At 63.0% G+C, this 15393-nt stretch carries 13 protein-coding genes; 3 read left to right on the top strand and 10 right to left on the bottom strand.

Annotated features, from left to right (window positions below; all coding sequences use genetic code 11):
- The first annotated feature begins 171 nt into the window (after window positions 1-171).
- The gene (locus OOJ09_RS03610) at window positions 172-2313 is read left to right on the top strand and encodes a putative bifunctional diguanylate cyclase/phosphodiesterase (protein WP_269903864.1); all 2142 of its coding nucleotides are present in this window, start codon (window positions 172-174) and stop codon (window positions 2311-2313) included.
- An 84-nt stretch (window positions 2314-2397) separates the two neighbouring features.
- Here OOJ09_RS03610 and OOJ09_RS03605 read toward each other — a convergent pair whose 3' ends face one another.
- Window positions 2398-3318, bottom strand: coding sequence for a LysR family transcriptional regulator (locus tag OOJ09_RS03605; protein ID WP_269903863.1), 921 nt, complete (start codon window positions 3316-3318; stop codon window positions 2398-2400).
- 119 nt (window positions 3319-3437) lie between these two features.
- On the opposite strand from OOJ09_RS03605, the gene OOJ09_RS03600 reads away from it, so the two are divergent.
- Complete coding sequence (locus OOJ09_RS03600; protein ID WP_420107492.1) at window positions 3438-4163, top strand: SDR family NAD(P)-dependent oxidoreductase; 726 nt, start codon at window positions 3438-3440, stop codon at window positions 4161-4163.
- 57 nt (window positions 4164-4220) lie between these two features.
- On the opposite strand, the gene OOJ09_RS03595 is transcribed toward OOJ09_RS03600, so the two are convergent.
- Window positions 4221-5111, bottom strand: a complete 891-nt coding sequence (locus OOJ09_RS03595) for a fatty acid desaturase family protein (RefSeq protein WP_269903862.1) — start codon at window positions 5109-5111, stop codon at window positions 4221-4223.
- Window positions 5112-5226: 115 nt separating this feature from the next.
- On the opposite strand from OOJ09_RS03595, the gene OOJ09_RS03590 reads away from it, so the two are divergent.
- The gene (locus OOJ09_RS03590) at window positions 5227-6144 is read left to right on the top strand and encodes a LysR substrate-binding domain-containing protein (RefSeq protein WP_269903861.1); all 918 of its coding nucleotides are present in this window, start codon (window positions 5227-5229) and stop codon (window positions 6142-6144) included.
- Between the two features lie 18 nt (window positions 6145-6162).
- Here the strand turns inward: OOJ09_RS03590 and OOJ09_RS03585 are convergent, their stop codons facing one another.
- The 8 genes from OOJ09_RS03585 to recO all read right to left on the bottom strand — a co-directional run bounded on the left by OOJ09_RS03585 (window position 6163) and on the right by recO (window position 15260).
- Window positions 6163-6435: a DUF3303 domain-containing protein gene (locus OOJ09_RS03585; RefSeq protein ID WP_269903860.1), complete on the bottom strand. Its 273-nt coding sequence runs from the start codon at window positions 6433-6435 to the stop codon at window positions 6163-6165.
- A gap of 22 nt (window positions 6436-6457) precedes the next feature.
- Window positions 6458-7921: a RimK family protein gene (locus OOJ09_RS03580; RefSeq protein ID WP_269903859.1), complete on the bottom strand. Its 1464-nt coding sequence runs from the start codon at window positions 7919-7921 to the stop codon at window positions 6458-6460.
- The gene (locus OOJ09_RS03575) at window positions 7918-9024 is read right to left on the bottom strand and encodes a peptidase C39 family protein (protein WP_269903858.1); all 1107 of its coding nucleotides are present in this window, start codon (window positions 9022-9024) and stop codon (window positions 7918-7920) included. The genes OOJ09_RS03580 and OOJ09_RS03575 overlap by 4 nt, the downstream gene beginning before the upstream one ends.
- A 308-nt stretch (window positions 9025-9332) precedes the next feature.
- The gene (locus tag OOJ09_RS03570; protein ID WP_269903857.1) at window positions 9333-10124 is read right to left on the bottom strand and encodes an anti-sigma factor family protein; all 792 of its coding nucleotides are present in this window, start codon (window positions 10122-10124) and stop codon (window positions 9333-9335) included.
- On the bottom strand, window positions 10121-10639 hold the full coding sequence (locus OOJ09_RS03565) for an RNA polymerase sigma factor (RefSeq protein WP_269903856.1): 519 nt from the start codon (window positions 10637-10639) through the stop codon (window positions 10121-10123). The genes OOJ09_RS03570 and OOJ09_RS03565 overlap by 4 nt, the downstream gene beginning before the upstream one ends.
- Before the next feature lie 173 nt (window positions 10640-10812).
- Entirely contained in the window at window positions 10813-13557 is a 2745-nt protein-coding gene (locus tag OOJ09_RS03560) for a DUF2339 domain-containing protein (RefSeq protein ID WP_269903855.1), read from the bottom strand.
- Between the two features lie 146 nt (window positions 13558-13703).
- Window positions 13704-14411, bottom strand: a complete 708-nt coding sequence (locus OOJ09_RS03555) for a hypothetical protein (protein ID WP_269903854.1) — start codon at window positions 14409-14411, stop codon at window positions 13704-13706.
- A 72-nt stretch (window positions 14412-14483) separates the two neighbouring features.
- A complete protein-coding gene (recO, locus tag OOJ09_RS03550; protein ID WP_269903853.1) occupies window positions 14484-15260 on the bottom strand; it encodes a DNA repair protein RecO in 777 nt (258 codons plus the stop codon).
- Between the last annotated feature and the right edge of the window lie 133 nt (window positions 15261-15393).

Raw genomic sequence — 15393 nt, 5'->3', positions numbered from 1 at the left:
TCCCACCGGCGGCGGTCTACCGAATTTCGCGACTCCAAGCCTTGTGACGATGCAAGGACCGCCGAGATGAGCACCCCTGCGGTTACCGTGAATCCCGCCGTGTAAAACAACGCTAAATTAACCGCCGGCGGCCACAGTGTCCCGTTCAATCACGGACCGCAGGCGCGCTTCATGCCCGTCGTTGATGCCAAGGATGGTTCGGTTGTCCCGGAGCGGGTGGCCGGAGGCATGGAGCGCTCGCGCCGCATGGAAGACGAACTGCGCGAACAGAACGAACGTTTTTCGGCCGCGGTCGAGAACATGTCGCATGGGCTGTGCATGTTCGACGCCGACGAGCGGATGATCATCTGCAACCGCAACTACCTCAACATCTTCTGTCTCGACGCCAGCGTGATGCGACCCGGCATCCGGTTCCTCGACATCCTGCGGCACAGCGTCGACATCGGGATTGCCTCGCAAAGCGCCGATGAACTCTACGCCATCCGCAAGCCCTATATCGACCAGGCCAGACCCTCGACCTACGAGGAGACGCTGTCCGATGGTCGCATCATCAACATCTCGCATCGGCCACTGGCGTCGGGCGGCTGGGTCTCGATCTACGAGGACATCACCGAGCAGCGACGCGCCCAACAGGATCTCAAGGAACAGCACCGCCGCTTCGACGCGGCGCTCGCCAACATGTCGCAAGGGCTGCTGATGTACGACGCCGACGGCAGGCTGATCGTGCGCAATGGGCGTTTTCTGGAACTCTACAACGTCACCGCGACGGACTTCCCGCTCGGCACGACGCACCGCGACGCGCTCGAACGACTGCTGGAACTCGGCATCTATACGAAGATCGACGTCGACAGCGAAGTCGCCAAAACCGAGGCCTGCCTGGTGGCGGCAAAAATGCATTCGACGTATCGGCATCTTACCGACGGCAGGACGGTTCTGGTCGCACGCCGGCCGATGAGCGGTGGCGGTTGGGTGACGACCTTCGACGATGTCACCGAACGCCGCCGCACCGAAGAGCGCATGACCCACCTTGCGCATCACGATACGCTGACCGGGCTGCCCAACCGCTCGATGTTTCGCGAACGGCTCGACCGGGCGCTGGAGGACGCGGCGGCCATGCCGCTGGCGATCTTCTCGCTCGATCTCGACCGCTTCAAGGCCGTCAACGACACCTGGGGACACCCGGCCGGCGACTGGCTGTTGAAAAGCGTGGCCGAGAGGCTGCAGCGTTGCCTACACAATGAAACAGACATCGTCGCCCGTTTCGGCGGCGACGAATTCGTCACCATCCAGTTCAATTTCAAGGGCATCGCCCATGCTGAAAAACTGGCGAAACGCATCGTCGAGGCAATCGCAAAACCGTTTCGCGACAAGAACCGGGACATGCATGTCGGCATCAGCCTGGGCATCGCCGTTTTCCCTGACGACGGCAGAGACGCCGATACGCTGCTGAAGAACGCCGATACGGCGCTCTACCGAGCGAAGAGCGAAGGGCGCAACCTGTATCGCTTCTTCGAGCCCGGAATGGACGCCATGGTGCAGGCCCGCCGGGCGCTTGAGATCGACCTCGAGACAGCGCTGCCGCGCCAGGAATTCGATCTCGATTTCCAGCCCCTCATGAACATAGAATCCGGCGAGATCATCGGCGCGGAGGCCCTGATGCGCTGGCATTCGCCAGCGCGCGGCACGGTGGTGCCGGACGAGTTCATTCCGGTCGCCGAGGAAACCGGACTGATCGTGCCGCTTGGCGAATGGGCCCTGAGGAAGGCCTGCGCGGCGGCGGCAAGCTGGCCTGCCGGCGTGCGCATCGCGGTCAATGTCTCCGCCGTGCAGCTCAGAAGCGCCGGTTTCGCCCGCAGCGTCATCTCGGCGCTGGCCTTCTCCGGCGTGCCGGCCGGCCAGTTGGAACTGGAGATCACCGAAACCGTGCTGATGGACGAGAGCGAGACCGTGCTGAAGACGCTGCGTCAGCTGCGCGAGCTCGGCATCCGCATCGCGCTGGATGATTTCGGCACCGGCTATTCCTCGCTTGGATATCTCAGGCGTTTTCCCGTCGACAAGATCAAGATCGACCGTTCGTTCATTCATGACCTGGGCAATCACGACACGGCCGCGATCGTTCGCACCATCATCGGGCTGGGTGCCGAACTCGGCATCACTGTCACCGCCGAGGGCGTCGAGACCGAGGCGCAGCTCGACATCCTGCGCGGCAATGGCTGTGTCGAGGCGCAGGGCTATCTGATCGGCGTGCCCTCAAAGGCATCGGACATTCAGCGTCTTTTGAAATCGCGTGCGCTGCACAGCCAGACCGGCTGACCATAGGCCCATGGGGTGTATCGCTCCGCCCGCCGAGCCGTTCGAGAGCACGTCGTCGAGCTTCCATTGCCCCTTCCCCGCCTCCTATTGAGGGATCAGTTGCCAGCTCGGTCTCGACAGGTGCGCAGCCATGAAACCGGCGACGGCTTCGACCTTCGCCGGGCGCGCGCGGGCCGACGGCGTTACGAAATACAGCGCGCCTCTGGGCAAAGTCCAGTCGGTCAGGATCACTTCCATGCGCCCATCGGCAAGGTATTCGCTGGCAATGAATTCCGGCAGCTCGGCAATCGCCAATCCCGCCAGTACGGTCGGAACCAGGGCGTCTGAGTTGGTCACTCGCAATGGCCCTGACGGCGTGACAACTTCTTCATCGCCGGCGACATTGCTGAAATGCCAGACGTCCTGTCGCGGACGATAGGCGTAGCCAAGGCAGTGATGCGCGTCGAGGTCGCGTGGCGTGCCTGGACGGCCATGCCTGGCGAGATAGGACGGTGCGGCAACGATGAACGGGGCGATGCCGCACAGGCGCCGGGCAACCAGCGAGGAATCCGGCAACACGGCAATCCGCAGTGCTGCGTCGAACCCCTCACCGATAAGATCGACGACCGCATCACTCAGATGCAGATCGATCGACACGTCCGGATAGAGCTTGAAGAAATCAGGAAGCAGCGGCGCCACCCACCGCAGCCCAAACGACATCGGCATGGCCAGACGTACAAGGCCGCGCGGACTGGCCGACAGTTCGCGAGCGGCACTCTCGGCATCTTCAGCGTCGCGGTAGAGACGGGACGCACGTTCGGCGAGCCGCTGACCAAAATCGGTAAGAGCCAGTCGCCGCGACGTGCGGTTGAAAAGTCGCGCACCAAGTCGCTCCTCCAGTCGACTGACACCACGCGATACCGTCGCCACCGACAGGCCGAGCACACGTGCGGCAGCGGCAAAGGACCGCTCCTCCGCCACTTTGGCGAACATGGCCAAACCTTCGAAATCCGGAACTTTTGCCATCACCAATTCTGCAATGATTGTTTTCAAGTATTGCTATTTCGAAAGTATCCGCCTGTCCATATGTCTTTGCCACCCACAACAGGAGTGACAAGAATGACACGGAAACTCGAAGGATCGCCCTGGTTACCGGCGGCAGCAGCGGCATCGGCCTTGGCATCGCCAAGCGCTTCGCTGCCGAAGGCGCGCATGTCTACATCACAGGACGGCGTCAGGCCGAGATCGACAAGGCCGTCGCGGCGATCGGGAAGAACGCCACCGGAGTCCAGGCGGATTCGACCAGTTCTGCCGATCTCGACCGGCTCTTTGCCCAGGTGAAAGCGCAACGCGGCCGCATCGATGTGCTCTCGGTCAATGCCGGCGGCGGTTCGATGCTGCCGCTCGGGCAGATCAGCGAACAGCACTATGATGAAACATTCGGCCGCAACGTCAAAGCCGTGCTGTTCACGGTGCAGAAGGCACTCGCGCTGCTAACCGATGGTGCCTCGGTGATCCTGACCGGTTCGACAGCCGGCTCGACCGGCACGGCGGCGTTCAGCGTTTACGGCGCGTCCAAAGCGGCGCTGCGCAACTTTGCCCGCAGCTGGATACTCGACCTGAAGGAACGGCAAATCCGCGTCAACATCCTCAGTCCTGGTCCGACCCGTACAACGGGCCTCGCCGAGCTTGCAGGACCCGAGGCTGAGAACCAGAAGGGCTTGCTTGACTTCCTTGCTACCCAGGTGCCGATGGGCCGGCTCGGCGATCCCGATGAGATCGGCAAGGCGGCAGTATTCCTGGCCTCGGACGATTCCAGCTTTGTCACCGGTGCCGAGCTGTTCGTCGACGGCGGAATCGCGCAGGTCTAGCCGCTCAAACCGGTCGCTTCCTCAACTGGGCGCGACCGGTTTGCCGACTGCGCAGCATCAGCGCAACGTCTCTATGTACTTTTCGTGGAAGCTCACATAGCCCGGTTCGACGACCTTCAGGTGGCGCTCTATCTGCGCATGAAATTCCGGCAGTTGATGAAACGGAACGCCGGGATAGGCATGATGCTCGGCATGGAATGGCATGTTCCACGCCAGCTTGCGCACAAACCAGTTCGTCAGCGTGGTCCTCGTGTTCTCCAACATGTTGGCGACGAAGGGACAACGGCCGTGCTCGGCGAGCAGATAGAGCCGCAGAAACGGCTGCCCGAGCAAGGCCGGCACGATCCAGACCCAGAGAAGCACGGTGAGCCGGAAATACACGGCGAGCAAAATGACGGCCGCGTAGAAGACAATCATGGCGCGCGCCTCGACGCGCACCTTGGCGTGGCCTTTTGGCGGAACGTAGCTCTGCCGGCCTCGATCCATCGCATTGGCATAAAGCGTCTTCAGGTGTCCCCACCACAACGGGATGCCTGATACATGGATCAGATACTGCCGCAGGGTTTCCGGTTTGGGGAAGGCCAGCTCCGGGTCGTTCCGTGGGTCCTGGGTGTATCGATGGTGGGCGAAATGGAAGTAGCGGAACCAGTCCGCCGGCAACGCGATCGCCAGGCTGCACACCCGCGCCACTGCATCATTCAGCCATTGCGTCTCAAAGGCCGTGCGATGAACCGTCTCGTGCAGCAGCGTGAACAGGAACACGATCAGGATGCCTTGCGGCAGCATCAGCAACGGCCAGAACGGCACCTTCGCGGCGATCAGCGATCCAATGATCACGATCGCCCCCCAATGAGCGCCGAGCTGAACGAGACCGGCAACGTCGGACTTGGCGGTCAGGCGATTGCGCTCTTCGGGGGTCAATGACGCGATTATGTCGCGATGGTCCATTGGCTTCGATCCGGGCTGGCGATTTGACGAAGTGCCCACCGTAGCCGATGAAAAAACTTTCCAAAAACGACGATTTCTGCAATTTGGATAAGCTGAGCTTATCTATCTGGCAATCATGGTCGCACTTCCATCCCTGAAAGGACTTCAGGCCTTCGAGGCCGCGGCACGGACAGGCAGTTTTGCCGCGGCGGCGGAAGAGCTATCGGTCTCGGCCGCCGCCGTCAGCCAGCTTATCCGCACCGTCGAGGAGCAGATCGGCCGCAAGCTGTTTCATCGGGTGAATCGCAGGGTCGTCCTCACCGAGGCCGGCGTCGAGATGCAGCCCAGGCTGACCATGGCCTTCCAGGAGATTGGCAGCGTCTCACGCGAACTGGGCGGCGATGCATTCCGCCCGCGCCTTGTCGTGTCGGTGCCGCCATCGATGGCCATGGGCTGGCTTTCCCGGCGTCTCACCGGCTTCGTCGCAGGCCATGGCGCCGTCGACATATCGCTCAGAGGTGATGACGATCCTGTATCGTTCGACCGTGAGTTGATCGACATCAGGCTCTCCTACGGCCCGCATTATCGCGAACACCCGACCGAGGACATTGTTCGTGATGCCGTCTATCCCGTCTGCGCGCCCAGGCTTGCCAACGGGATCAAGACGGACAGCGGTCCGCTCGCCGGCCTGCCGCTGATCCACACCGACTGGGGACCAACCGGCGCTTCGTTTCCCTCCTGGCGCAACTGGTTCGAGGCGGCCGGTGTCCAACCTGGCCGGGCAGCGCAGCGCGGCCTCTCGGCCAACTCATCGCGGGCGGCGCTCGACCTTGCCATTTCGGGGCTGGGCGTGGCGCTGGCGCAAGGTGTCTACTGTGCCGAGGCGGTGGAGGACGGCAGGCTGGTCCGGCCCGCCGCCATGGCGATTGCGTTGCGCCAGCCCTATTGCCTGACGATCCCGGAGCGGAGCGCGAGGCGCGACGTCGTTGCGGCCTTCCGTGAGTGGCTGATCAACGAATGCCGGCGCGCAGTGGGCTCGCCGGCGCTCCGTTGACCCGGCAGGCGGCAATGCTCAGAGGTGCCCGCTCAGTGCCCCCACCATGTCCTTGCTCGTCGCCACCGGAACGATCTCGAACTCCACCAGATCCGCCCATTCGATGACCCAGCGCTGCAGCAGCGTGACGTCATCGGCCTCCACTAGGAGGAAGCAGCGGCTCATGTCCGCCGCGATCCAGCTGTGGTGCACGACAAGCTCATCCGGCTTCAGGCGGCCCCGATCGCGAAAGCGGCGATAGATATCCTTGCGATCGCAGCCGGTGAAATCCTCGATGACGATGAACTGCATGTTTCCCCCTCGGTTGAAACCATCACCGCCCCGGCCGGTCCAGCCGCTCCAGGAACCACTGCGTCAGCCGCACCCAGACCTCGTCCTTTTCGCCGGAATCCTCCCAGCCATGGTCGAGGTTCGGATTGTCGTTGACCTCGATGACGAAGACGCCGTCCTTGGTCTCCTTGAGGTCGACGCCGTAGAGCCCATCGCCGATGCAGCGCGCCGCCTTGACCGCGGTCTCGACGACATGCGCCGGCGTTTCCTTCAGCGTGAAGGTCTTGATGCCGCCCTGGTCGGGCTTGCCGTTGGCCTTGTGGTTGACGATTTGCCAGTGCTTCTTGGCCATCAGATAGTGGACGGCAAACAATGGCTGGCCGCCGAGCACGCCGACGCGCCAGTCATATTCGGTCGGAATGAATTTCTGCGCGATCAGAAGGTCGGAATCCTCCAGCCATTCGGTGGCGAGTGTCTTGAGTTCCTCGAAGTTGGCGCATTTCTTGACACCGCGCGAGAATGACGAATCCGGTATCTTCAACACCAGTGGAAAGCCGAGCGTCTGCGCCGCAAGTTCGAGGTCCGAGGCCCCGGCGATCATCACCGTGGGTGGTACCGGCACCTTGTTGTAGGCCATCAACTCGTTGAGATAGACCTTGTTGGTGCAGCGGATCATCGACAGCGGGTCGTCGATGACCGGCATGCCTTCCTGCTGGGCGCGGCGGGCGAAGCGATAGGTGTGGTTGGAGATCGAGGTGGTCTCGCGGATGAACAGCGCGTCGTAATTGGCGAGCTTGGCGAGGTCTCGCTTGGTGATGGGCTCGATCTCGACCCCCATCTTTTCGGCGATCTTGGCCCAGTAGCGCAGTGACGAGATCTCCGACGGCGGCAGTTCCTCGTGCGGATCGACCAGCGTGGCGAAGGTGTAGCGCGCCGGCGTGCGGCCCTTGGTGTCCCGCCACTCGCGATTGGTGTAGGTCTCCAGGCACTGGATGAAGCTTTTTTCTTCGTCCTCGGTCATCCGCGCCAGCGGGTGGAAGCCGATCTTGCGGATCGAGGCCCATTCAGCGCTGTCCTTGATGTGGACTTCGAGCGCCGGCGCCCGGAACCAGTCGAACAACAGCTTGGCGAAACGATCCCAGACCTTGGACGGGCCGATGCCGAAGAAGATGCAGACTTTTTGCGGAAAGGCGCCACCGAGATCCTTGCGGCACTTGTTGAGCGCCAGTTCCAGTTCCGGCAATGCATGCTCGTAGAGCTTGCGTTCCGACAGGTCGATCATCGTCTCGACGGTCGGGATGACCTTGTGGCCGCGCGAGCCCGCCAGCAGCGAGGCATAGTAGCCGCGGCTCTGGTAGGCGTAATTGTTCGACAGGTTGATGACCTTCGGCCGCTGGCCGCGAAACAGCGACGGATGCGCGAGATAGTCACGGTTGGTGATGATCTTGTGCGGTGTCGCCACCTGGTCGAGATCGCTTTGCCGGCCGGTAAGGATGACCCAGGTCATTGTCTGTCGCGCTTCCCCAGAGTTATGGCTGCACGCAGCCCGTCGCGGCCGAACTGCGCCATGTTCATGAAGATGCCGTAGGGCACCGGAATGTTGGCAGCATCAAGGATGGTTTCTTGCCTCTCGTCCTCGACCCAGGGATCGTGGATCAGGATATGGTCGCCATCGTCGCCGATGGCCAGCACCCAGTGCGGCACCTTCTTGCCGAACATCAGAAAACCACTGATCAGCACCAGCACCAATTTTCCTTCCGCGATCGCGGTGCGGATGTCATCGATGGTGAAGGGACGGTAATTCACCGGGATGCCGTAAAGTTCCGCGCGGCGGCGAAAGTCGACCTGGGCCAGTTCCATCACCCGGCGCTTGTCCTCGCTGCGCACCGATTGCAGGAACAGCGCGCCGTAGAAGGAAACATGGATTTCCGCGGAAAGCCCGCTTTCGTGGCCAGCAACGGCGAGGCCGAACGGCTCGCAACCACCAGGTCCCGACATCATGAACACGGTCGTTGCCTCGCGCCACAGGCGGATTTCCATGACCGGATCCGGCACGAAGCCGCGGTCGAAATTGGCCATTGCCATCATCAGGCAGCATGGGCCGCAGGTGAATTCGCAGGTCTGCTGGTAGAATGGCACCCTGGTGGCGATCGGAACATCGCCGCGCAAGGTCTTTTCATAGCGAAGCGCCGTCTGGCCGTCCTCGTAATAGCCGGGTTCACGGCCGATCTTGCGGTAGCCGCCCTGCTCGTAGATGCGGATGGCACGGCTGTTGTCCTCGCGCACTTCGAGACGCAACATCATGCGGCCATGTTCGAAGGCGGCGTCTTCCGCGGACCCGAGTAACTGGCGGCCGACACCGAGCCCGCCAAAGAAAGGGCCGGTGGCGATCGAATAGAGCCGCGCCACCCCACTGCCCTTGCGAAACAGCACGATCGCATAGCCGGCGACGCGGCCATCGATTTCGGCGACCAGCGTCTCGGCGGTCTCGCGCTCGATGAAAAGGCGGAAGGAGCGGCGGGAAATGCGATCGCTCGAGAAAACAGCTTTCTCTATGGCGGCGAGATCATCGACGTCAGACGCGCGGGCCGTGCGGATCTCGGCAGGCATGCGGTTTAAGAAAACCTCGATTGGTGGTGGAAATGGCCCTACTCGAACACGTCCTTGACGCCAGCCAAGGCGTCGGGAAAACCGGCGTCGACTTGGACGCACGAAGTCCGATCCAGCACCTTGAATCTTCGCATCACGTTTTCCGAAAACCGATTCCGATTTTCAGGTCGATGCGATGGCATTCATCAAGCGCTATCGCACCTCGATTAGGGCCGAATTGTGACAAATCCGGCACTGGGGCCGACAGTGCAAAGGCCCCTGAACCAGACCCCACTTACGGATTGCCGACAGCCGGAAAAGTATGCCGTTCAGCTTGCCAGTCCGCTCACAAGTTGGCTGTAGGCGTTCTTGGCCACCTCGGCCAGCCGCTCGCGCGGCAAGGAACCGACGACGGCGCAGCCATAGCCCTTGTCCAGCCAATACACGGCCTCGGGTCCATCCTGCGCCGCCATGTAGGTGCCCTTGGTATTCTCGGCCGATTCCGTGGTCACGAAAAGCGATATGCGCTGGCCTTTGCCGTCCTCGTAGAGCAGCATCGCGGCCTTGCTCTCGCCGGCCGGCAACAACCGGCCGCCGACCAGTTGGAAGCCATCGGCGGTCAGATCCGGCGCCACCAGCTTCAGCCCTACCCGGTTGGACAGCCAGGTCTGCAGATGATCCTTGTCACTGGCCGGAACTTCCACCGCATGCCTCTGTTCGGCGGCATAGATGACATGGGCCGCGATTGCCTGTTCGGCGAGTCGATCTTCGGCCGGATCCTCCTGCCCAAGGCCGTCGATGCCGGCAAGGTAACCACCCAGTCCACCGGCGACCAGCAGCACGGCCGCGGCGGCAGAAAGCCACCAGCGCGAGCTTGGCGCCGCAGCCTTGACCGGCGTCTCGCCAAGCACGACCTTGCGCAACCGCACTGGGACGGTCTCGTCCAGCACGCCGGCGAAGGCGGCCTGCAATGCCACCCGGTCGGCGGTGAAGCGCGTGCTCCTGGCCTTCATTTCGGGATTGGCGTCGAGCCAGGCATCGTAAGCGGTGCGCTCATCGGCTGGCAGCTCGCCGTCGAGCGCCATGTGGATGTCACGTTCGGAAAAGTCGCGACGGATCATTTCTCGACGATCCTTATTGCGCGGCGGCGTGCCGTGTCGTCCAGCAGCCCGCGCAGTTCCTCACGCCCGCGCGCAATGCGCGACATCAGCGTGCCAGCGGGCACGCCGAGAATGTTGGCGGCTTCGGCGTAGGAAAAACCTTCGATGGCGACCATGACGAGAGCCGCGCGGCGGTCGGGGCTGATCGCCTGCAATGCGTCGATGATCTCGCGCGACGCGACGCTCTCCATCTGCTCGGCCGGCTGGGCAACTGCCTCGCCAGCCTCCAGCGGCAGCATCGCCGCTTCACCGCGACGGTTCACCTTTCGCATTTGGTCGATGAACAAATGATGCATGATCGTAAACAGCCACCTCCTGGGGCTTTCTCCTGTCTGCCAGTTGTCGAGCCGTACAAGCGCCCGTTCGAGGCAATCCTGGACGAGGTCGTCGGCAGAATCGCGGTCGCGCAAAAGCGAGCGCGCATAGCGGCGCAGACGCGGTATTTCGCCAAGGATCGCTGCCTTCTTTTCGTCCATGACCGCTGGTTCTGAGGTCGCCTTTGTTAAGCCAATTGAACGCGCCTTCTCGGCGCGGCGCAAGCGGCCAGCGCGAAGCGGTCTGCCGCTCCGGTCACCCAAGCAATCAGATAACGAGCCCGTTGGCCGATTTATTCCCGGCCGGAGCGAAATTTTATTGTTCTTGCTTGCCTTTATCCGTTCTCCTTCGCCGCCCGTGTCAGCAGCCGCTGATAAAACAGGCCGATGCCGATCAGCACCGCGCCGAGACCGATGAAGGACAGCGCCCTCAGCACGCCTTCCAATTCCGACATGTCGAAGATGAACACTTTCAGCACGGCGATCGAAATGAGCGCGGCCGAGGCGATGCGCAGCACCTGCGACCTCAACCAGACGCCGGCGGTGAGCAGCGCCACGCCGATGACGAGCCAAAGCGCCGAATAGGTGTAGGTCTCCAACTGGCCGAGGCCGCTCCACAGGCCGATGAACTCGCCCTTGAACAGCCGCCGGACCGACAGCGTGGCATAGGCCAGGGCAAGCACGGCCGCCACCACGGCCAGCATCGCCGCATACCATCTCGGCCTCTTGTCCCTGGTATAGAGCGCCAGCCCGCCGGCGGCGATGGCCGGCAAGAGATAGGCAAGGAACAAAAGGTTGAACACCGGGATGCCGCCGGTCGATTCGTCGGTGAACAGCGGGTTCAACACCAGGAAGTGCTGGATGACGATGAAGGCGACCGAGACCACCCCCGCCGCCATCGAGCCATAGCGCAGCACCGAGCTTGGCGAGCGCAGATCGATGGCGACCAGGATAGCGCCGGCGCCGATGGCGATCAGCGTATAGATCGCCTGTTCGGCGAGCGTCGTAGCCCCCGTGTCGATGACGCCGCCATGCATGGCGTGACGCACCAGCATCGCAAGGGTGAGCAGCGCAAACAGCGCCGCCGCCGCTTCCATGGCGAGGCGCGGCCGGCCATTTGTGGTGCGGGCGAGTTGCCAGGCGGCGAAGCCGAAGGCGAGCGCCGGTATGCCGTAGCCCGGCAGCAGCCAGTTGAAGACCGGTGTCCTGGAGAGGAATTCGGCGCCGACGATGGTCGGGTCGAAGGCGACGCGGCCAAGCACCGCGATCACCGCACCGAGCGAAATCCAGCCGAGTACCGGATAGGAGCGCCAGCGCGTGGCCAGAGCCGGCACGACGGCCGCGGCACCCAGCAGGATGGTAGTCCAGCCGGAATCGAAAACCATGTGCAGCATCAAGAGACCGGCTATCGCCGCGCCGCCCAAGGCAAACGACACCGCCGCGCCGCCCTTGAGGGGCGGTTCTTCACGGCGCGCGATCCATTCGCCACCGGCGGCAAAAGTCACGACCAGCAGTGCGGCGACCGCTCCGTACACAAGATCGCGGTCGAGGTTGCCAAAGGTGAACCAGAGCGCGAGCAGAATGACCAGTGGCACGATGACGCCCCAAGCCCCCCATGAGGCTGCGCGGATCGGTGCGGAGGCAGCGAGGCGGCGCGCGGCCCAGAAGCCGGACCCTATGAAAATCAGGCCAAGCGCAACGCCGATGCGCAACGTCAAGGCATCGGACACCACCACCGGCTGGCCGTCGACACCCAGAGCGCCGCTGGAAAAATCCGATGACACGGACGTTGGCGGGATGATGCCGAGATAGATCAGCACCGTCACCAGCCCGGCCGCGAAAAGCAGCGGCAGCGCCAGTGGGCGATAGAGCGCGACAGCCACCATTGCGGCGAGGATCACGGCGCCCGGCAAGGCATCGCCGGCAGCGGCGAAGGCCGGATCGACCGACAGGCCCAGCGCCGAGAATGCGACGAACAGACCAGGCGCGATGGACGGCCAGTCGAAGACCCTGGTGGGTCCGGTTTCGTCGTCACGGCGGCTGAGCCAGACAAGAGCGAGCACGGCCAGCGTGACAGCGTCGATGAACAGGATGGCGGAGAGGTTCGCGCCCGGCGCATCCGTCATGTAGAGGATGGTCCAGATACCGGTGCCGACAAAGGCCGCCGCCATCAGCAATTTCCAGTCGCGCATGCGGGCGATGACGCCGGTGGCGACAAGCACGATCGAGAGATAGCCGAACAGCGCCCAGGGATTGGGCGCCTGCGAGGCGACCAGCATCGGTGTCACCATGGCGCCGATGAGGCCGATGCCGGCCAGCGCCTGGCCATGGACAAGGGCAGCCGCGATCGTCGCCACGCCGATGGCGCCAAGCAGGGTGAAGGCAAGCGCCGGGCCGATGAAGCCGTAAATGCCATGCGCGGCATAGACGGTGCCGAACAGGATGAAGGCGCCAGCCGCCGTCAGGATCGCCGGAATATAGGCGCCGGCGGCACCTTGCACCGGCACCTGGAAGCCGGTGCGGCGAATGAACTCGCCGCCGGCGACCAGCACCAGACCGAGAACCGCGGCCATGGCAAGCCGCACGCCTGGGCCGAAAATGCCGGCTTCGATCGTGTAGCGAATCAGGAACAGGCCCCCCAGCGCCAGCGCGATGCCGCCGACCCAGACCGCCCAGCGGGTGCCAAGCGCGGTTTCGATGTCCGGTTTGCCGGGCGCCTTCGCCGCCGCGGCGGGCGCGGCGGGTTCGACTGCCTTCGGCTCGCCCGCGGTCCACGGCCCGGGGACGGCCTTGCCGAATGGAGCTTCCGTTTCTAGAGCCGGCGCCTGCGCGGTAACCGGCTCGCTCACCGCTGGCGAGGCGATTTCGGCTGCTGCCGCAATGGCCGTGGCAGCGTCGGCAGGCCTGCTGTCAATCGCTGATTGTTCAGACGGCTTGGCCACGGGCGGCACGACGCCGGAAAGGACCAGGCTGCGCAGCGCGCCAAGCTCGCGCTCGATCAGGCCGATGCGGCTCTGCTGGCGCGAAATGATGACGAACAACGCGATGATGGCGACAAGGCCGATCAGGCTTTCAAACATGGCGGTTCCCCCAAACCAGGCCAGTTTTCACTGACGTTTCAGTCTCACTGACATTCAAATGCGGCGGCCAGACGGCCAGAAAACTCACTTGCCGCCAGATTGGCGGTCGGAAAGATCGAACATGTTTCGGTGCCGAAAGCCAGCCGCTATGCTTGAGGATCCGTCTGCCGAGTAGCCATATCGTTGCATGCCTCGCGAAACCGGTCGATGTGACCGGCAACGATGTCGACTTTCGGCCCGGCACCGGATTGTTGCAGCAGGAGCCAGTGAATGAAATATTCGGTGGCGGCAGCAAGGTATCTGGCAAGGTCAAAACTAAGTCCTACCAACCGATCACGGTCGGGAAATGGCCCGACGAATGTCATTCGATTAGGTGATGTGAGGGCAATCGCATCAGGATCTACATGCGTGCCATGCGAGGTGAAATACTGGTAAGCTTCATCCCGCTTGTTTTCGGTTGAACCATCAAGACGGTTGAGAGCCTTGCGAAGCTCAAAGGCTGAAAACCCCTTTTTACGCAAGCTACGATCTCCTAGGCGCCACTCCGCAACCTTTTTTGGCTCACGGCGAAACAGATCAATCAAAAAACCAACTTCGATAAGGTCCCGGATCAGGGCCGCAGTTGGTTGATAGTATCCACTCATCAACGCGTCACCGGCAGCGCCTGCCGTGTTTATCAGCCTAATTGCCAGCCTCAGCACTGTTACGTGGTCATCTGATTTCAGGTCCAAATCGCAGGATGCGCGAAGGATATTGATCGCCGCGTTGCCAAGTGCAACGTTCTCCATCGCCCACGCGCTTGCCTGCAGTAGTTCACGGTTCCGCTCTATTGCGCCGCTAGTATCGATCAGCATTGGCGTCTTTCCACGCGGGAATGGTGCCAAGGCCGAGAGGTGAAACGCGGCCGGGATAAAGCTCGACTTCGCTCATGTGGTGATTTCTCTGGCCACGTTCTCTTCGGCCAGGGCCCTGCCGCGCGCATGGTGCTTGCGCAGCGCGGCAAGGAAGCCGGCGCGGGCGTCGGGCTCCTCGATGCCGCGTGGCTCATAGACGTGGCGTGTGAAGAAGAAGCCGGTCAGCCGGAAGGCGTCTTCCACCGCCGCCGGATCCGGCCGCAGGCCAGAGCCGCGCTGCAGGAAGGCCGGCAGCGCCAGCATCTTGTCACGCCATGGCGCGCCGGCCTCGCGCGATACCGCGCGGCCCGATTTCGGCGAGACATAGGCAAGGTCCTGCCGCGTGCCGGTGGCGGCACAGCGGCTGAGATCGAGGCCGAAGCCGAGTTCATCGAGGATCAGAAGTTCGAAGCGCGCCACCAGTTCGCCGGCAGCGTCGGCATCGTCGAGATGGACGATCATCACGGTGAGCGCCTCGTAGAGACCGCCATGGGCGTCACGCTCGGGCAACAGGCGCAGATGCTGGGCCATGGTCTGCAACCCGTAGACGGCAACGGCGCTATCCATCAGCCGGGCGGCGTTCATCTCGATCGCCTCGGCCTGGAACGTGCCAAGATGTTCGTCAAGCCGTGCCCGCCACAACAGGTCGACGCGATTGCCTGGCTGGAGAACGGGCTGCTGTTTGCGCGAGCGGCCGCCACGGACAAGGCCGAGATGGCGGCCATGCGCGCGCGTCATCACCTCGAGGATGGCGCTGGTTTCGCCATGCTTGCGGGTGCCGAGAATGATTCCCTCGTCGCGCCATTCCATGCCTAAGAGCTTTTCACCGGTTGGATGGCGAAATCAAGGGATGGGTTTCGACGCCTGCCCGGCCGGCACCGGGACCGTGCACAAAAAAACCGCCCGCAGCATATCGCTGCGGGCGGCCTGGTAAGGTCAGTCG

It is taken from the genome of Mesorhizobium qingshengii (assembly GCF_027563465.1).
Lineage (GTDB): Bacteria > Pseudomonadota > Alphaproteobacteria > Rhizobiales > Rhizobiaceae > Mesorhizobium > Mesorhizobium qingshengii_A.
Note: the sequence above shows the minus strand (reverse complement) of the source record. Positions and strands in the feature narration are given on the sequence as shown.